The sequence below is a fragment of the Chryseobacterium sp. BGARF1 genome (assembly GCF_001677955.1).
Lineage (GTDB): Bacteria > Bacteroidota > Bacteroidia > Flavobacteriales > Weeksellaceae > Chryseobacterium.
Map to the genome: position 1 here is coordinate 1 of NZ_LELA01000022.1, position 19,353 is coordinate 19,353.

General features: G+C 34.3%; 18 protein-coding genes. 13 read left to right on the top strand and 5 right to left on the bottom strand.

The genetic code is table 11. The features are described 5' to 3' along the window. Positions 1–463 precede the first annotated feature (463 nt). The 5 genes from AB671_RS04020 (at position 464) to AB671_RS04040 (ending at position 7,607) form a co-directional block, all read left to right on the top strand. Complete coding sequence (locus tag AB671_RS04020; protein ID WP_066679729.1) at positions 464–886, top strand: transposase; 423 nt, start codon at positions 464–466, stop codon at positions 884–886. A 26-nt stretch (positions 887–912) separates the two neighbouring features. Further along, the gene (locus AB671_RS04025; protein WP_066679697.1) at positions 913–1,233 is read left to right on the top strand and encodes a helix-turn-helix domain-containing protein; all 321 of its coding nucleotides are present in this window, start codon (positions 913–915) and stop codon (positions 1,231–1,233) included. A gap of 281 nt (positions 1,234–1,514) precedes the next feature. Then, positions 1,515–1,841, top strand: a complete 327-nt coding sequence (locus AB671_RS04030) for a DUF6660 family protein (protein ID WP_317040105.1) — start codon at positions 1,515–1,517, stop codon at positions 1,839–1,841. Positions 1,842–1,987: 146 nt separating this feature from the next. Beyond that, a complete protein-coding gene (locus AB671_RS04035) occupies positions 1,988–6,352 on the top strand; it encodes a CusA/CzcA family heavy metal efflux RND transporter (protein WP_082987225.1) in 4,365 nt (1,454 codons plus the stop codon). Between the two features lies 1 nt (position 6,353). Next, a complete protein-coding gene (locus AB671_RS04040; RefSeq protein ID WP_066679699.1) occupies positions 6,354–7,607 on the top strand; it encodes an efflux RND transporter periplasmic adaptor subunit in 1,254 nt (417 codons plus the stop codon). Between the two features lie 141 nt (positions 7,608–7,748). Here AB671_RS04040 and AB671_RS04045 read toward each other — a convergent pair whose 3' ends face one another. Further along, complete coding sequence (locus tag AB671_RS04045; protein WP_066679700.1) at positions 7,749–8,645, bottom strand: helix-turn-helix domain-containing protein; 897 nt, start codon at positions 8,643–8,645, stop codon at positions 7,749–7,751. A 164-nt stretch (positions 8,646–8,809) separates the two neighbouring features. Between AB671_RS04045 and AB671_RS04050 the strand changes: the two genes are divergently transcribed. From AB671_RS04050 to AB671_RS04075, 6 genes are read left to right on the top strand one after another with little or no spacing between them, the layout of a single operon-like run. After that, positions 8,810–9,661, top strand: coding sequence for an aldo/keto reductase (locus tag AB671_RS04050; protein ID WP_066679701.1), 852 nt, complete (start codon positions 8,810–8,812; stop codon positions 9,659–9,661). A gap of 28 nt (positions 9,662–9,689) precedes the next feature. Next, positions 9,690–10,844, top strand: coding sequence for an aldo/keto reductase (locus tag AB671_RS04055; RefSeq protein ID WP_066679702.1), 1,155 nt, complete (start codon positions 9,690–9,692; stop codon positions 10,842–10,844). Positions 10,845–10,856: 12 nt separating this feature from the next. Beyond that, positions 10,857–11,840 carry an aldo/keto reductase gene (locus AB671_RS04060; protein ID WP_066679703.1) on the top strand — a complete coding sequence of 328 codons (984 nt, stop codon included), beginning with the start codon at positions 10,857–10,859 and terminating at the stop codon, positions 11,838–11,840. Between the two features lie 5 nt (positions 11,841–11,845). After that, positions 11,846–12,586 (top strand): carboxymuconolactone decarboxylase family protein, encoded by a 741-nt coding sequence (locus AB671_RS04065; RefSeq protein WP_066679704.1) that lies wholly within the window; start codon positions 11,846–11,848, stop codon positions 12,584–12,586. Positions 12,587–12,603: 17 nt separating this feature from the next. Further along, entirely contained in the window at positions 12,604–13,704 is a 1,101-nt protein-coding gene (locus tag AB671_RS04070; protein WP_066679705.1) for an alpha/beta hydrolase, read from the top strand. Beyond that, complete coding sequence (locus AB671_RS04075; protein WP_066679706.1) at positions 13,705–14,187, top strand: cupin domain-containing protein; 483 nt, start codon at positions 13,705–13,707, stop codon at positions 14,185–14,187. It abuts the gene before it with no gap. 6 nt (positions 14,188–14,193) lie between these two features. Here AB671_RS04075 and AB671_RS04080 read toward each other — a convergent pair whose 3' ends face one another. Both AB671_RS04080 and AB671_RS04085 read right to left on the bottom strand, forming a co-directional pair. Continuing rightward, positions 14,194–15,159 carry a hypothetical protein gene (locus AB671_RS04080; RefSeq protein ID WP_066679707.1) on the bottom strand — a complete coding sequence of 322 codons (966 nt, stop codon included), beginning with the start codon at positions 15,157–15,159 and terminating at the stop codon, positions 14,194–14,196. Between the two features lie 129 nt (positions 15,160–15,288). Continuing rightward, a complete protein-coding gene (locus AB671_RS04085) occupies positions 15,289–15,915 on the bottom strand; it encodes a chloramphenicol acetyltransferase (RefSeq protein WP_066679708.1) in 627 nt (208 codons plus the stop codon). A gap of 132 nt (positions 15,916–16,047) precedes the next feature. Between AB671_RS04085 and AB671_RS04090 the strand changes: the two genes are divergently transcribed. Further along, positions 16,048–16,614, top strand: coding sequence for a Crp/Fnr family transcriptional regulator (locus tag AB671_RS04090; RefSeq protein WP_066679709.1), 567 nt, complete (start codon positions 16,048–16,050; stop codon positions 16,612–16,614). Between the two features lie 17 nt (positions 16,615–16,631). On the opposite strand, the gene AB671_RS04095 is transcribed toward AB671_RS04090, so the two are convergent. Beyond that, the gene (locus AB671_RS04095) at positions 16,632–17,189 is read right to left on the bottom strand and encodes a GNAT family N-acetyltransferase (protein ID WP_228390962.1); all 558 of its coding nucleotides are present in this window, start codon (positions 17,187–17,189) and stop codon (positions 16,632–16,634) included. After that, positions 17,116–17,565, bottom strand: a complete 450-nt coding sequence (locus AB671_RS04100) for a GNAT family N-acetyltransferase (protein WP_066679710.1) — start codon at positions 17,563–17,565, stop codon at positions 17,116–17,118. The genes AB671_RS04095 and AB671_RS04100 overlap by 74 nt, the downstream gene beginning before the upstream one ends. Positions 17,566–17,971: 406 nt before the next feature. Between AB671_RS04100 and AB671_RS04105 the strand changes: the two genes are divergently transcribed. Further along, positions 17,972–19,348 carry a glycoside hydrolase family 28 protein gene (locus tag AB671_RS04105; protein ID WP_066679711.1) on the top strand — a complete coding sequence of 459 codons (1,377 nt, stop codon included), beginning with the start codon at positions 17,972–17,974 and terminating at the stop codon, positions 19,346–19,348. The last annotated feature ends 5 nt before the right edge of the window (positions 19,349–19,353 follow it).

The following is a 19,353-nucleotide window of genomic DNA, read 5'->3' on the forward strand; positions in this document are numbered from 1 at the left end:
AATCGAAGATATTTTGCAGATAAACTATTCGATAGGCTCATTATTGCTAACATTACAGCGGTATGATGAAAAACGGATATACATAAAATTTAATCATTTATCGCAAATATCTTTTATGGTGACAATATTAGTATAATTTTCTATTAATCATGAGGTAAAAAAACATTAAAAATGACTTTTTATAAAGTTAACGCTTTTTGTTTTATATTCTATTTGTTTACAGGGGGTTACTTTTTTAAAATTAACGTTTTATTTAATTATTTTGGTTTCGATTAATATGAATTAATGCTTCTATTCTTACTAATTTTCTTTTCTAAATGTATTTTCGTCTTATACGATTTGCAAAAATCTAAAATCTGTTTGAAAAAGAAAATTTTTAAATAAATAATTTTTAAAAGAAACTTAAAAATTATGAATCATTACGCCGTTGTTGATAATGATTTATGATAATAATAATTTTAAAATGAAATTAGATTACAAAAACATACACATTGGATCTTTAATTCGAAAAGAGGTAGAGGTAAACAATATTGAAAGTGACCGCATTTGTAATTTTATGAATTGCACGGAAAATGAAATACAAGATATGTATGAAGCGGTAAGTCTTCCGACTACCATTCTTCTAAAATGGTGTAAACTGCTAGAATACGATTTTTTTAGAATTTATTCGCAACATTTGATTTTATTTTCTGCAAAAAATTCGAGTGCTACAAATAGTCAAGAAAATAAAATTTCTCTTCCAACTTTTAGGAAAAATCTTTATACCAAAGAGATCATCAAATTTATTCTAGAACTTATCAAAACAGGAAAAAAAACGAAAGCTCAAATCATAGAGGAGTATAAAATTCCTAAAACGACACTCTTGAAATGGATTGAAAAATACTAAAAACTATAAAAAAACAAAACATTACCATGAATAAACCTGATTACCAAAGAATCTACAGGGATCTCCTTAAAATGAAATTTCCTGAAAAGGAAAAAGACTGCTTACCATTTTTACAGAAAGAGAACTTTTCGCAATTAGATGTTATCAATCTTGAAATTATCTTATTTGGAAAGAAGCAAAGTGAAGAATTTCTTAATGATGGAAGACATCGGTCTTATGATAAGTCAACAATTTTTAAAATTCTTGACTATCAGAAAAAGCATAATCTGAACAATTCTGAGCTGGCAAAACATTATGGATTGAGCAGAAATACGGTTGCTAAATGGAAAAAGCATTTTTTAGTTTAAATCTTCAATAAAATGTAAATAAAACTGAATATTAAAAGTCAAAATATTTCTATAAAAACAACGTAAATGATTTTCATTGCGTTGTTTTTTGTTTAATTGGATATTGAATAAAACCTTTTTATCTAGCCCCACTGAAATTATCACCCAGGATTTAAGATTGATTGAAAATATTCTTTTATCACATGAGAAAATCAATTAGATATTACATGGTTAATCGCCTGAAAATCGCCAAACTCTAATAAAAGTTTAGTTTATATCAACTATTTTTATATTTTTGTTAAGTGAAGTTTTTACGGTTCATATCTATATTTTATTTCATTGCACTGCTTATAATGCCGTGTAGTGATGTAAAAGCAGATACTATAAAGACTAACTATTCTCAGGTTTCACTCAATACAGACGATTTTCATTCTAATAATGCAGATGACGATTGTTCGCCATTCTGTACTTGTAATTGCTGTCAAATGACCGTTACGGTATTTAAAATGGAACCGTTTTCAGAAATTCCTTTACAGGTAAAAGCCTATTTTTCAAAGAAAATTCTTTTTCATAGAAACAATATTGCCTATCAGGTTTACGACCATATTTGGCAACCTCCCAAAATTTAATTTTTAACGATTAGATGAAAGCATTCTTTCATCAAAACTTTGCAATATGATTGCAGGGTATTCTTAGTCATTTTTGTATTTCAGGAATGCATCAGTTATCTGATGCAGAATGAGATTGCAGGTCAATAAAAATTAAATAAAATTCAATGTTAGATAAAATCATAAAATTTAGCATCAAAAACAAGATTGTCGTTGGGATAATGACTTTGTTGCTGATAATTTGGGGCGTTTGGAGTGCAACCAGATTACCGATTGATGCTGTACCCGATATTACCAATAATCAGGTGCAAATAATCACGGTTTGTCCTACACTTGCAGGTCAGGAAGTAGAGCAGCTGGTTACTTTTCCGATTGAGCAAAGCATTGCCAATATTCCGGATATCGAGGAAACAAGAAGTATTTCCAGATTTGGATTATCGGTTATAACCGTTGTTTTCAAAGAAGATGTTGATGTATATTTTGCGCGTCAACTTATCAGTGAAAAACTAAAAGAAGCTGCAGAGGAAATCCCAAAAGGCATCGGAACTCCTGAATTGGCTCCTGTAAGTACCGGTTTAGGCGAGGTTTATCAATATATTCTGCATCCGAAAAAAGGAAGTGAAAACAAATATTCTTCTCAAGAACTGCGAACAATGCAGGACTGGATTGTGAGAAGACAGCTAAATGGCACACCAGGAATTGCAGAAGTTAATAGTTTTGGCGGTGAGCTGAAGCAATATGAAGTCGCTATTGATCCTAACCGACTGAAAGCAATGGGTGTAAGTGTGACTGATATTTTCACATCATTAGAAAAAAACAATCAGAATACAGGAGGAGCTTATATCGATAAAAAACCGAATGCCTATTTCATCCGTGGGATTGGTGTTGTCGCTTCTCTGGAAGATATAAAAAACATTGCCGTAAAGAATAATACAGGTAGTGTTCCGATTTTTATAAAAGATGTTGCCGATGTAAGATTGGGAAGCGCAGTACGTTATGGAGCAATGACGTTCGACGGAAAAGTTGACGCAGTAGGCGGTATTGTAATGATGCTGAAAGGAGCCAACAGTAATGAAGTGGTAAATTTGGTGAAAGAAAAAATCCCGACGATTCAAAAATCTTTACCCAAAGATGTTGTTATCGAACCGTTTTTAGACAGAACAGATTTGGTGGGAAGAGCTATCAATACCGTTGAAAAAAACCTGATAGAAGGTGCATTGATTGTCATTTTTGTTCTAGTGCTATTTTTAGGGAATTTCAGAGCCGGATTAATCGTTGCTTCTGCAATTCCATTGGCATTGCTTTTTGCATTGGGAATGATGAATGTTTTTGGCGTAAGCGCTAATCTGATGAGTCTTGGTGCAATCGACTTTGGGCTGATTGTAGACGGTGCAGTCATCATTGTAGAAGCTACCCTTCATCATTTAGGACTCAGAAAATCGACTCAAAAACTGACTCAGGCAGAAATGGATGAAGAAGTTTTTCTTTCTGCTTCAAAAATAAGAAACAGCGCAGCTTTTGGGGAGATTATTATTCTCATCGTTTATATTCCTATCCTGACTTTGGTTGGAGTAGAAGGTAAAATGTTTACACCGATGGCAAAAACAGTAGGTTTTGCAATTTTAGGAGCCTTGATTTTATCATTGACTTATATTCCGATGATGAGCGCCTTATTTTTATCTAAAAAGCCTTCCACAAAAGAAAATTTTTCAGATAAAATGATGCGCAGGTTGCAGAATATTTACCAGCCTTTATTAGAGAAAGCACTTCGTTTAAAATATATTTTAGTTTCGGCTACCGTTGCATTATTTGCAGTCAGTATTTTTATATTCAGCAGAATGGGAGGCGAGTTTATCCCACAATTGCAGGAAGGAGATTTTGCATTTCACTGTATTTTGCCACAAGGAAGTTCGCTTACCCAAAGTGTAGAAACATCGATGCAGGCATCAAGAATTATAAAACAGTTTGATGAAGTAAAAATGGTTGTAGGAAAAACAGGTTCCGCCGAAGTTCCGACCGACCCGATGCCACCGGAAGCAACGGATATGATTATTGTTTTGAAACCACAAAAAGAATGGAAAACAAAAAAATCTTACAATGAATTGGCAGATGAAATCTCTGAAAAGCTCGAAAATATTCCCGGTGTTTTCTTTGAAAAAAATCAGCCAATACAGATGCGTTTCAATGAATTGATGACCGGAATTCGTCAGGATGTTGCGGTGAAAATTTTTGGTGAAAACCTGGATTCTCTTGCAATTTATGCGAATAAGGTCAATAATGTAATTCAATCGGTGGATGGGGTAACTCAACCTCAAATTGAACGAGTTAGCGGACTTCCACAAATCAATGTAGAATACGACAGAACAAGAATGGCAAATTATGGGTTGAATATTGAAGACGTGAATAACACGTTAAGTACCGCTTTTGCAGGAAAAAGCGCAGGTCTGGTTTTTGAGAATGAGAGACGTTTTGATTTGGTTGTACGTTTAGACAGCCTTCATAGAACCAATATTGACGATGTGAATAATCTGATGATTTCTACCAATTCCGGAAATCAGATTCCGCTTTCGCAGGTCGCAAATATCAGTTACAAGCTCGGTCCGGCACAGATAAGTCGTGAAGAAGGAAAACGCAGAATCGTAATCGGTTTTAATGTGAAAGACCGAGATGTTGAAAGTGTGGTGAAAGATATTCAGGCAAAACTGGATGATAAAGTAAAACTTCCTTCGGGGTATTACTTCACTTATGGCGGGCAATTTGAAAATTTACAGGCAGCAAGTAAAAGACTGATGATTGCTGTTCCGGTTTCTCTTTTATTAATTTTTATGCTGCTTTATTTTACATTTAAATCTTTAAAACAAGCCGCCCTGATTTTTACAGCGATTCCAATGAGTGCAATTGGTGGAGTTTTCGCATTAATTATTCGGGATATGCCCTTTAGTATCAGTGCCGGTATTGGTTTTATAGCATTGTTTGGAGTTGCAGTTTTAAATGGAATTGTTTTGATTGGAACATTTAATCAATTGGAAAAAGATGGCGAAACTGATATTCTGAAACGTGTTTTTGAAGGAACTAAAACAAGGCTTCGTCCGGTTTTGATGACAGCAGCGGTTGCGTCTTTAGGATTTCTTCCGATGGCGATTTCCACGGGAGCAGGCGCAGAAGTTCAGAAACCTTTGGCAACCGTTGTGATTGGCGGATTGATAACGGCAACTTTCCTTACTTTATTTGTTTTACCAATGCTTTACATTATTTTCAGCACAAAACTCAAAATAAAGAATATCAAAACGAAGCCTTTAACGACGGTTATTATTTTAGTTTTTTTATTATTTGGACAAACATTGACGGCTCAAACAATAAAGACTCTTTCGGTAGAAGAGGCAACAGAAATAGCTTTGAATAATAACTATTCAATAAAATCTAAAGACTTGGATGTTAAAGTTTCTGAAAGCCTGAAACCAACGGCAAATGAACTTCCCAAATTGAGTTTTAATGCACAATTGGGACAATACAACAGTCCGAAATTTGACCAGTCGTTTTCCATTTCGCAAAGTATTCCGTTTCCCACATTGTTTAAAGCGAGAAAAGAACTCATTGCACAGGAAATAAAAGGAAAACAAATTAACAAAGAAATTACGGTTAATGAGCTTGCAAAACAGGTAAGAACTTATTTCTATCAAATTGAATATCTGCATTATAATCAAAACAAACTGTTGAAACTGGATAGTCTTTATAAGGATTTTATAAGGATTGCAACCGTAAGATTTAATGCAGGAGACATCAAAAAAATAGAAATAAGCACCGCGGAAACACAGAAAGGGGAAATCAATTTATTATTAAATCAGAATAAAATCTATCTTAATAATGCCTACAAAAACCTGAAAACCCTTCTGAATACGGATGATGATATTGAGATTCTTTTCAATAAAAATTATGAGCCTTTGAAAGCAGAATATGTTTTGGACAGCACAGCTATTGCCAATCATCCAACGGTAAAAGCTTTTTATCAGGAAATGGAAATTGCCGATAAGAATAAAAATGTTGAAAAGTCGCAAGGTTTGCCGGAATTTACTTTAGGCTATACCAATCAGTCGATTATAGGTTTTCATACGTTGAATGGTCAGGAAAAATATTATGATGCAGGAAACCGCTTCAGTGTTGCAAGCATTGGAGTTGCGATTCCGTTGACTTTTGGAGCAACCAAAGCACGAATTCAGTCTTTGGAATATCAAAAACAAATGGCAGAATCGAATGCCAAACAGCAACAAAAACAATTGACCGCTCAGTTGGAAAATGCATTAAACCAATATCAGCAAGACATTCAGCAATATCAATATTACGTTGACCAAGCTTTACCCAATGCTGAAAAAATAGTTAAAGCAGGGCAACTGGGTTATAAAACCGGAGAAATATCTTACGTTGAATATTTATTTGCTTTGCAAACCGCCACCAATATTCAGCTGAAATATCTGGAGTCTATACAACAGGTCAATCAGTCTGTAATCATCATTAATTCTTTAATCAACAAATAAAATGAAACAAAATATCATCTATATCACCCTTACTTTTATTTTCCTCGTAAGTTGCGGGAAAAAAGAAACAACTGCAGAACCTGAAGGTGAAATTAAGACAGAACAAACCGAAGAACACGGCGAAGAAGCTCCTCAAACAATTGCAAGTCTTACTGATGAGCAAATAAAAAGCGTGGGTGTTACTTTAGGGAAAATTGAATTAAAAGAACTGACTTCCACGATTAAAGCGAATGGAACATTACGGGTTCCAAACAATAATAAAGCGACTATCACTTCAATGTATGGCGGAATTATTAAGACTTTGAATGTTCAGATTGGGGACTTTGTAAAAAAAGGACAGGTCATCGCATCGATAAGCAATCCTGAATATATTCAGTTACAAGAGCAATATCTTACGGTGAAAAGCAGAATTGCCTTTGCCGAGCAGGAATACAGAAGACAAAAAGAATTGTTCGATAATGATGCTGGTGCAAAAAAAAACCTTCAAAGTTCTGATGCCGAACTTAAAACTTTAAGAACTCAAAAATCATCTTTACAAAGACAGCTTCAGATTATGGGAATCAACCCTGCAAATGTGAATAATGGTAATTTACGTTCAGGTTTGGTCATCACATCGCCAATTAGCGGAACAGTAAGTAATATTTCTGCGCAGATAGGAAGTTATGTTGATATCTCATCGCCGGTTGCTGATGTGATTGATAACGGTTCTCTGCATCTCGATTTACAGGTTTTTGAAAAAGATTTACCAAAAATGAAAGTCGGGCAAATCGTTCATTTTAAACTGACGAACAACCCGGAAACAGAGTACGATGCAAAAATATTCAGCATCGGTTCGTCTTTTGAAAACGAAAGCAAAACAATTTCTGTACACTGTTCTGTCACAGGAAATAAAGCCGGATTAATCGACGGAATGAATATCACCGGAATTGTAAGTCTTGATAAAAGTACGACACCGGCAGTTCCTAATGAAGCCATTGTAGAAGCAGACAGCAAATATTATATTTTTATTAAAACAAATAAAAAACCTGAAGAACACGCTGAAGAAAAAGGTGAACACGCACACGAAGAGAAAGCAAACCAAAAAGAATCTAAAACAGTCAATTTCGAAAAAATAGAAGTTGTAAAAGGTTCTTCCGATATGGGATATACGGCAATTACTACCGTTAACGAAATTTCTGCAGATGCATCTGTGGTTACAAAAGGTGCCTTTTTTGTGAATGCCAAATTATCAAATTCTGGCGATCATGCCCATTGATTTTAAAACTATAATTCTGTGACTAAAAAAAGCAACATCCAAATTTATGGGTGTTGCTTTTTCTATAAATGATGCTTAAAATTTGCTCAATTTGTCTTAAAATAATTCTGAGCTATGATTTTTATGAAATAAAGTACAGACTTAATTTAAATTTCTAAATTCATTAGGCGTTACACCTGTTCTCTGTTTAAAAAGTCTAATAAAATGCTGCGGATATTTGAATCCCAATTCGTAAGCGATCTGACTTATCGATTGGTCAATATTAAAAACCCTTTCTTTCGCTACATCGATTATTTTATTCTGAATATATTCCTGAGCGGTTTTACCGGTTTCTTTTTTTATTAGATCGCCGAAATAATTGGCAGATAAATGCAATTGGTCGGCGCAATAAGCAACAGAAGGTAATCCTACAGAATAAGGTTTATCAGATGAAAAGTAAGTATTCAATAAATGTTCAAACTTTTCTAAAAGCCCTTTATTTACGTTTTCACGGGTGATAAACTGGCGGTCGTAAAAGCGTTCACAATAATTAAAGAACAATTCGATGTTAGATGTGATAAGTTTTTTACTGTGTTTATCTACAGATTGTTTCAATTCATTATCAATAATAGCAAAAAGATCAAGAATCAATTGACGTTCTTTAGCTGAAAGATGAAGCGCCTCGTTAGTATTATAGCTGAAAAAATGATATTCTGAAATTGCTTTTGCCAAAGAAGTTCCTTTAATTAGATCCGGATGAAAAGCAATTCCGTGTCCTGTCGGTTGGTATAGATCTGTTTTATTCTCTACATCCAGGATCTGTCCCGGAGAAACGAAAACCAAAGTACCTTGTTGATAATCGTAAGTTGCGCGGCCATATTTTAAATCACCACATTTTACATCCTTCAAAAAAATACAGTACAAGTTAAAGTTCATTTTAGAGCCGGTTCTTGGGTGAGCTTTAGAAAAATCAATAATGCTTACCAAAGGATGCAAGGTCTCGTGATTATTAAACTGATTATAATCGTCGACCGTTTCAAAATTAACTACTTTACTCATGATTTTATCTTTTTGATAAAGCGAAATTACATATTAAAATATTCAAATTAAAGCCATTACAATATTATCGGTAATATTGGTTATAAATGCAGTGATCTGTATACCAACAAGCCCGTTATCAATTGGGAACTTTGCATAACAAACGTTCAAATACAATTAAAAACATGTATAATATAACATTAAACAACGGATTGCAGATGCCTGTTTTGGGCTTTGGGGTCTTTCAAATTCCCGATCCTAAAGAATGCGAACAGGCAGTTTTGGATGCCATCGAAACAGGATACAGATTAATTGATACGGCCGCTTCTTATCTTAACGAAAAAGCCGTAGGTAAAGCGATAAAAAATAGTGGTATTCCCAGAGAAGATCTTTTTATCACAACCAAACTTTGGGTTCAGGATGCCGGTTACGAAAATACATTGAAAGCGTTTAATAAGTCTTTGAAAAATCTTCAGCTGGATTATTTAGATTTATATCTTATTCATCAGCCTTATGGAGATGTATTCGGTTCTTGGAGAGCGATGCAGGAGCTCTATTTTCAGGGAAAAATAAGAGCAATTGGGGTTGCCAACTTTCATCCCGACAGAATTGCTGATTTAATCGCTAATAGTGGATTTGTTCCAGCTATCAATCAAATAGAAACACATCCATTTCACCAGCAAATAGAGACTCAAAAGTTTTTAGATGAAAATAAAGTGCAAATTCAATCTTGGGGACCTTTTGCTGAAGGTAAGAACAATATTTTCCAGAATGAATTATTGAGCACAATTGCTCATAAATACAACAAAACTGTAGCTCAGGTAATTCTGCGGTGGTTGGTTCAGAGAAACGTTATTGCTATTCCGAAATCGGTTCGGAAAGAAAGAATGGCTGAAAATTTCAACATTTTTGATTTTGAATTAACAAAAGAAGATGTTCTGACTATTCAAACGTTAGATACCAATGCAAGTTTATTTTTTGACCATCGAGATCCGAATATGGTCAAATGGCTAAGCGAAAGAAAATTAGACGTTTAAAACATTATTTCACCAAATAATATTAAAAATGAATCGCAGAGATATTTTAAAAGCTGTTGGATTAGCTGCTGCAGGTACTGCATTATTACCTTTTGATTCCTTAGCTAAAGCAGCAAGTCAACAGCTAAACAATTTTCAAAACGAAAGCTTCAAGGATGTTCTTAGCAGTCGCAGAAAGTTAGGGAAATTGCTGGAAGTTTCTGCGATTGGATTGGGTGTTCAGAATATGAGCCGAACGTATCAAACTACAATCCCGAACCGCTCAGAAATGCATAATATCATCCGAAAAGCATTTGATAATGACGTAACTTTATTTGATGCAGCAGAAGCTTACGGCCCTTTTGAAGTGGAGAAAATTTTAGGTGAAGCGGTATCTTCTTTTCGTGATAAAATTGTAATTGAAACAAAATTCGGATGGAATATTGATCAAAAGACCGGTCAGCGTTTACCGGGTCTGAACAGCAAACCGGAGCATATAAAAATGGTGGTGGAAGGAATGCTGAAACGTTTGCGTACAGACCGTATCGATTTGCTTTATCAGCATCGGGTTGATCCTGAAGTGCCCATTGAAGATGTTGTAGGAACTATAAAAGATTTAATGAAAGAAGGGAAAGTATTGAATTATGGACTTTCAGAACCAGGTGTTGAAACGGTAAGACGAGCACATGCAATTCATCCTGTTACAGCGATTCAAAATGAATATTCGTTATTATGGAGAGGGCCTGAAGAAACTATTCTCCCGCTTTGTGAAGAACTGGGAATTGGTTTTGTTCCGTGGAGTCCTCTCGGGGTAGGATTTTTAACAGGTGCGATTGATGCCAATACGGGTTTTGCTCCCGGAGATATACGAGGTCGTGAAAGTCGTTTTTCAAAAGAAAACCTTCCTAATAATCTGGCTTTGATAGAAGTACTTCAAAAATGGGCAACAAAGAAAAATGCAACTCCCGGACAAATTTCCCTGGCTTGGCTATTGGCTCAAAAACCTTGGATCGTACCCATTCCGGGAACAACACAAATGGCACATATGCTGGAAAATCTAAAAGCTGAGCAGGTGAAATTTACAGCCAATGAATTAAAACAATTCAATACAGAAGTTGATGCCGTTAAAATATTAGGCGAAAGATTACCGGCAAATGTTTTACAGTTTTCAAATGTGGAAGCGCCTTTAAAAAAGAATAATTAAAAAAGTAAGAAAATGGAAAAAAGAATATTAGGAAAAAATAAATTGGAAGTATCTGCATTAGGTTTAGGATGTATGGGATTGAGTTTTGGATATGGAAAACCTACCGAAAAACAGGATGCCATACAACTAATTAGAGCTGCTTATGAACAAGGAGTCACTTTTTTTGACACTGCAGAAGTTTATGGACCTTATACCAATGAAGATTTGCTAGGTGAAGCACTTGAACCATTTAGAAAAGACGTAGTAATTGCTACTAAATTTGGTTTTAAAAACGCTAAAACAGATCTAGGAATGGATAGCCGACCGGAAACTATAAGAGCAGTTGCTGAAGCATCGTTAAAAAGATTGAAAACCGACGTCATCGATTTATTTTATCAGCACAGAGTTGACCCAAATGTTCCGATTGAAAATGTTGCAGGAACAGTGAAAGAGCTAATAGAAGAAGGGAAAGTAAAACATTTTGGGTTGTCTGAAGCAGGGGCACAAACGATCCGTAAGGCAAATGCCGTTCAACCTGTAACTGCTTTACAAAGTGAATATTCATTATTTTATCGTGATGCTGAAAATGAAATTATACCAACTCTGGAAGAACTGGGAATTGGTTTTGTGCCTTTCAGTCCACTCGGTAAAGGTTTTTTAACGGGAGCGATCAATGAAACCACTCAGTTTGAAAAAGATGATTTCAGAAATATTGTACCACGATTTTCAGAAGAAAACCGTAAAGCCAATCAGGCATTAGTAGATCTATTGAGATCAATTGCCGCAGAAAAAGAGGCTACTCCTGCACAGATCGCTTTATCTTGGTTATTAGCACAAAAACCTTGGGTCGCTCCAATTCCTGGAACGACAAAACTGCACCGTTTAACAGAAAATCTTGGCGGAGCATCAGTAGAATTAACTTCAGATGATTTAAATAATATTGAAGCAGCTGCCGAAAAAATCAAAATTGTAGGGGAACGTTATCCTCAACATTTACAGAAAAACGTTGGGAAATAATAAACATGAAAAGTTTAAAATTAATTCTAACCGTATTACTGATAGGAACATCAATGTTTCTCAATACTTTAAAAGCCCAGCAAATGGCAACATCTAATTCACAATTAAGTTCAAAAGACAGAAATATAATTACGATTTCATCTTTTACAGCACAAGGGAAACTAACTGAACTGAAAGATGCCTTAAATTCAGGTCTTGATGCTGGATTGACTATGAATGAAATTAAAGAAATGCTCGTTCATTCTTATGCATATTGTGGATTTCCCAGAAGTATTCGAGGTTTGCAGACCTTTATGGAAGTCGTTGAAGAGCGAAAAACAAAAGGGATCAAAGATAATTTGGGAGCTGAGGTTTCGCCAATTGTAAATAAGAAAAGTAAATATGAGAGAGGCAAAGACATATTGGGAAAACTTTCCGGAACACCACAAGCCGATAAACTTTCCGGATATTCTGCTTTTGCGCCTGCCGTCGACACATTTTTAAAAGAACATTTGTTTGCAGACATATTTGAAAGAGATGTGTTGACTTACGCCCAAAGAGAATTGGTCACCATTTCAGTGATCACTGCCATTGGCGATGCAGACCCGATGCTTCGATCACATTTAGGAATTTCATTAAATGTGGGTTGGTCACCTGAACAGTTGAATGAATTCATCACAATGATCACTCCCACGATCACTAAAGAAAAATCAACAGCTGCTTCGATGGTTTTAAAAGAGGTCTTGAAAGATCGAATATCCAAATAAATTGTAAAAATTAAAAAATGAAAAAAATAATAATTTCAATAACGATATTGACGACAGCTATAATAAACTTCGGTATCAATGCACAAACGAAAAATATTGACCAGACAAAAAAAGTGAAAATAAAAAAAATCGAAATAGTCACTCGTAATAACCCATTCGGTTTGGTTTATGACGGGGCAATTACAGAAAACGTATCAGGAAAAGTAAACATCCATCATGTAAATTATAAATTAAAAGGAATTGACATTGCTGCCAATGTTTATACTCCCGCAAATTATGATGAGTCAAAAAAATATCCGGCAATAGTAATCGCGCATCCCAATGGCGGTGTGAAAGAGCAGACTGCAGGTTTGTATGCACAGCGTTTAGCAGAGATAGGCTACATAACAATTACAGCTGATGCAGCTTATCAAGGAGCAAGTGGAGGAGAGCCCAGACATACCGATAATCCTACATACCGAACTGAAGATATTCATGGGATGGTAGATTTTATCAGCCAATATAAAGGTGTTGATGAAAACCGGATCGGTGCGCTTGGAATTTGTGGCGGTGGTGGTTATACTTTAAAAGCTTCGCAATCTGATAAGAGAGTAAAAGCCGTTGCTACTTTAAGTATGTTTAATTCTGGCGAAGTAAGACGCAATGGTTTTCAGAATTCGGGATTAAATACAATACAGGAACGTTTAAAACAAGTCTCTGATGCAAGAGCGCAAGAAGCTGCAGGCGGTAAGATCATCTATTCAGGAGTAGCAAAAATTACAGATGAAGAGATTGAAAAAACTTTAACAGACCTTTATCGTGAAGGTTATATTTATTACTATCGTACCAATGCACACCCCAATTCAACTTTTCTTTATCCTACAAGCAATTTATTAGACTTAATGACTTGGGATGCAGCTGCAAATATGGATTTGATCGATCAACCCCTTTTGATGATCGTAGGAAGCAAAGCCGATACGAAATATATGACCGATGAAGCTTTCCCAAAAGCTACCAATGCAAAAAGCAAAGAACTATTGATTATCGATGGTGCTACTCATATTCAAACTTACTGGAAACCGGAATATGTAAATGAGGCAGTTGAAAAATTACTTGAATTTTATTCAAAAAATTTATAAATGAGATATTTACAGTTTATTACGTTTGTAAGCAGTTGTATATTGATGCTTTCAACTTATAATTTTAAATCCCAAACTCAAAATACAAGTGAATCTGAATTTAAAACTCTTTTTGAGAAAGGTGAAAAGTTAAACAGCGAAAATTTCACAGGAACGGTTTATCTCAATATATTGATTGCAAATGAGGCGGAAATTCCTATAACTGTAGGAAATATCACTTTCGAAGCGGGAGCAAGAACCAATTGGCATTTACATCCTGCAGGTCAGATTCTTCTGGTTACTGATGGAACCGGATATTATCAGGAAAAAGGGCAATCAAAGAAAATTGTGCGAAAAGGCGATGTTATAAAATGTCTACCCAATGTAGAACATTGGCATGGAGCAAGTGCTGACAGCGATTTTTCTCATTTGGCAATTAGTAATAATGATAAGGGTTCGGTAGTTTGGTTACTTCCGGTGAGCGATGAGGAATATAAAAAATGATTAAATTTAAACAGACAAGACTTCAATTGTACCATCCAATGCAATTGCAATTTGTTTGCTGTGTCTATTGAAAGCGATTTTCGTTAAATTTTCTTTACGGATAATTGAAGAAGATTGCAGCCCCGAATTAATCTCAGGAAATTCTCCGATGATATTTCCATTATTTAAATCAATAATTTTTGGATATTGATATAAATCCCAACAAAGGTTTTCGTTAATAGCAAAAACATTTCTTGTTTCAATACTTGGTTTTATTACTTTTTCTATTTGATTTGTCTTAAAATTCCAAATAGCAAGATGATTGGGAGGAACCATATTTTCATCATCAAATGGTTCTTCCGCAGATGCGCAAAGTAAAATTTTATCATTATCTATAAATGCTGCTGAGCAAATCTCAACAGATAGATTTGAAATACTCTTTTCAATGTCTAAATAAGTAGGATCAATGAAGCATTGTTCTATGTCGTAGACTTCAATGACATCCACCGGATGCCAAATCCATCCTTTACTCAAAAGAAATTGATGATTAGGACTTACTTCTAATCTAGAATGGAAAATATCCCGTGGGTTTCTTTCAACTTTATCTGTCATAATTTCTCCCGTCTCAACATCTTCAAAATCTAATTGACAATAAGAATTAGGGCAATGTATCAAGTATGTTTTTCCTTTGTAATTAATAAATGCGGCAGGATATTCATAGACTTCAGATTGATAATAGCTACGATTGATTTCTCTTAATACCTCTCCATTTTTTAAAAGAAGTCCTTTTGTTCCTAATCTTTTGTAAATAAAAGCATAAGTACCACAATCAGAAGTAATAGATGAATCGCAATTGAATCCGTAATAATATTTTTGATCTTGCTTTTTAGTTCCATCCAAAGAATAGCACATTCCGCCAGAATTCCAGTCTACAATATCGTTACCCAACCAATTAATAGTTCTGAAATAAGCTTTTAAGGTTTGTTTTTTCATGGATAAGTTTTTCTTAAATAAACTAACCTTGGCAAGTTTATCCTGTAAATATAATAATTGTCTGAATTAAGTCTAAAAAACACCGTCTTAAAATTTCGCAGACGGTGTTTTTTGTTATAATTATTGAAATTATATTTCATTCATTAATTCCTGAAATTTTTCAGCAAATGATCCAATATGAAAACCATCCATCAATCCGTGATGGGCATGAATAGAGACAGACATCAATTTTTTACCATTATTTTCAGTTACTTTACCAAATGAAATTTTGGGACAACTGTCAGGGAATGTAAAACTTCTTGCATGGGAAAGTGACGTGAAATCAAACCACGGAACAGCAGAAAAATGGATGACATTTTCTCCCGAACCTGCAGGAATTAGGCCTTTAGATTGCTGTACTCTTACAATTTCTTCTTTTGCATTTTGGTAAAATAATTCTTCATTTTTATCATAATCCATATAAGAGAAACCAAAGGTTTCATCGGGTCTGTTGATGGTTGCAGAAGCATTGATCTGATCAAACAGATACACTTCTTTATCAATAATTCTATAACGGAAGTTTTCTATGGCATTGGCTGCTTTTAAAGACCTGTACAGATAATAAAGGAAAAAAGAGTTTCCTTTTGCTTTCGCTTGTTGATAGGCTAAAGTACAGTCGATCGTAATGGTTACTCCGAAAAAAGGTTCTTCAAATTTTGAAAAAAATAGAAAATGTTCCTTTCTTTTCCAGTCCTCTTGCTTAATAAGCTGTTTCATATTTTATTAAATTTTATATTAAAAATCGAGTAGAATCACTAATTTTATTTCTCAGCAGTATTGTGTATTTTTCTGCCGCAAATTTCAACCTATATAAAAAATCCCGAAAGGACATTTGTCCCGAATAAGAATATGTTACGCACAAACCAGACATTTTTAGATTTTATCACAAAACTTTACGAGAAACAAGAGCGAAAAGAAGACGTGATCTTGAAACAGTTTGCAAAAGGAGAAAGACTTTTGATGCAGAACGACAAATCGACCAAAGTGATGCTGATGAAAGAGGGGATCGTAAAGTGTTATTTTAGTGAAGAGAATGATAAAGAATTTATTCTTGAGTTTTTAGGGAAAGGCGAAATTCTTGGTGAGATAGAATGCATTAGAAATATTCCCTGTTTATGCAATATCGAGGCGATGACCGATGTTTCGGCATATGCATTGTCGGTTCCATATTTTCGCGAACTTTTAAAAAATAATTTAGAACTCAATGCCTTGCTTGTGGATGCTTTTGCAGAGCGAATTGTGAATACTTCAAAGCGAGCCTCTTTCCAGCAATTATATACGGTTGAACATAGTTTGCGGAAACTTTTTGAGCTTCAGTCAAAACAGGATATTCAGCTTTCTAAAGAAGATTTAGCAGCGTATTTGGGGATTTCTGTGAGAAGTTTAAATAGAAGTTTGAAAAATTTGGCAGAATAATTTTAAGAATTATTAATTTACAAACCTTTGTATTTCATTAAAATATCACTTGAGTTTTCAACTTGCTGAATTTGCTCAAAACCGGCTTTTAAATAAAAATTTTTAGCTTGTAAATTGTAAACAGATACTTCAAGACAAATTTCCAGATTACCATATCGTTTTATAGCTTCTTTTATAGCTGAATGAACTAAATTCAACCCGATGTTTTTTCCCTGAGATCCTTTTTGAACATACATTTGATAAATGTTTCCGGTGTTTTCATCGCTTTTTACAAAAGTGCATATTCCAATCAGTTCATGATGTGCAAAAACACCATGTACAAACTTATTGGCTGCCTGATTTTCAATATCGTTTTCTAAAGTAAGTTTTTCTACATTCAAAGTTTCCTGATAGGTTGCAGAAAAAGCTTCCGGAAATTCTTTTAAACTTTCCAAACGGATTCTTCGGTACGCTTTACTTTCGTCTGGTAAAAGGTTTCGGTATTCAATAATCATAAAATAATTAAACTTCAAATTGATAAATTCTGGATTCTTCATCCCACGGATGATATCCTTGTCCGATATATTTGAAACCATATTTTTCGTAAAATCCAATGTGATCAGTACATAAATTCAGATATTTAAATCCAAAATCTTTGGCATCTTCTTTAGCTTTATTAATTAAAAGTTCACTGTAATGATTTCCTCTGTGATCTTCGTTAATAAATAGAGCACAAACCCACGGATACAGATCCATTCTGCTGATAAAATCATTGGTAATTAATCCGGCGCAACCGATAATTTCTTCATCTTTTTCCAATAAATACCACTGAGGTAGAGATTGCTCTGCATCAATACTATTCGATATACAATCTTGATAAATGATTGGCGAAATTTCAGACCAGCTTTTCTGGAAATATTCAATTGCTTTTTCTTTATATTCAGGATTTTGTCTTACTGAAATTATTTTCATGATTATTTATTTTCAACTTCATTTAATAAAAGAAGTAAACTTACTGAAAACTCATCTAATTTGAAAGCTTGTTAAAGTCAAAAGCATCTTTAAACTTCCAACATGAAAGAGCAGGATGCTGTAAAGTCTCGGAATGTATATTTTTATGAAAATGAAATGAAAGAATAATTTTCTTTCTAATTGTTTGTAATATATCATTATTCAAATGCCTTTGGACTCTTTGCTGAGTGAAACGCCTTTGCGAACTTTAAAAGCAGTTAGTAGTAAAAAAATCTTTGCGAACTTTGCGTTAAATAAAGTATTGTGATAATTTACAGATAATCAATTTGAAAATTATTTTACTGATTTTTGTGTTTTTTAAACAACTATTCACAAGGATCAAATCATACAGCAATATAAATACATTATGAAATTTCCAAATACATCCAAATTGATTGGGTCTCTCTTGATTCTCGCTTTATGTTCAACAGGATTAAAAAGTCAGGACAAATTCCCCGACGGAACAGCAATTCCGAAATGGTTTAAAGAAAACAAACCTACCGACATCAACAAATTAGGAAAGAAATACATTATCACAGATTTTGGCGTAAAGAATGACAGTACGATTCTTCAGACAAAACAAATTCAAAATATCATTGATGAAGCTTCAAAAAATGGAGGTGTAGTTATTGTACCAAAAGGAACGTTTCTTATCAGTTCAGTCTTTTTTAAACAAGGAACCCATTTACATTTGGAAAACGGAGCAAAATTAAAGGGAAGCGATGATATCAACGATTTTCCGGTGGTGACAACAAGAATGGAAGGACAAACCGTAAAATATTTTCCAGCTTTAATCAACGCAGACGGATTGGATGGTTTTACCATTTCAGGAAAAGGAACATTGGATGGAAACGGACTTCGATTCTGGAAATCTTTCTGGAAAAGACGCGAATGGAATCCTAAATGCACTAATATGGATGAAATGAGACCAAGAATTATCTATGTTTCAAATTCTAAAAACGTTCAGGTTGAAGGAATTACAATTAAAAACTCACCGTTTTGGAGCACCCATTATTATAAATCACATTTCGTTAAATTATTAAATCTAACGATTCTTGCTCCGAAAGAACCTGTAAAAGCACCAAGCACAGATGCGGTTGATATTGATGCGTGCACGAATTTCCTGATTAAAAATTGCTATATGTCGGTTAACGATGATGCAATTGCTTTAAAAGGTGGAAAAGGTCCAAAAGCCGATAAAGACCCTAATAATGGAGAAAACAGAAATATTTTAATTGAAGACAATACTTTTGGATTCTGCCATTCTGTTTTGACTTGCGGTAGCGAATCAATTCACAATTACAACGTGGTTCTTCGCAATTCTACAGTGAAAGATGCTTCAAGGTTACTACACCTAAAAATGCGTCCCGACACGCCTCAACATTACGAATATCTGACGGTTGACAACATCAAAGGAAATGTAAAAACTTTTATTTATGTAAAAGGCTGGAACCAGTTTTTTGATTTAAAAGGCGAAGAAAGACCGAGAAAAGGATTGGCTAATAATATTACCATCAAAAATATCGATTTAAGTTGCGAAACAGCGTTCTCCATTGAAAAATCAGATTTGTTTGATTTGAAAGATTTCACTTTTGAAAATTTCAAAATCAGAGCATTAAAGCCTGAAATGGAAAACCTGAAAAATATTCAAAACTTAAAGCAAAAAAATATTAAGGTGGAGCAAGTTGCTTCTCTCACTCAATCTTATGACAAAAAAGACGATTCCGATATTGCTGCAAAATGAGTTGT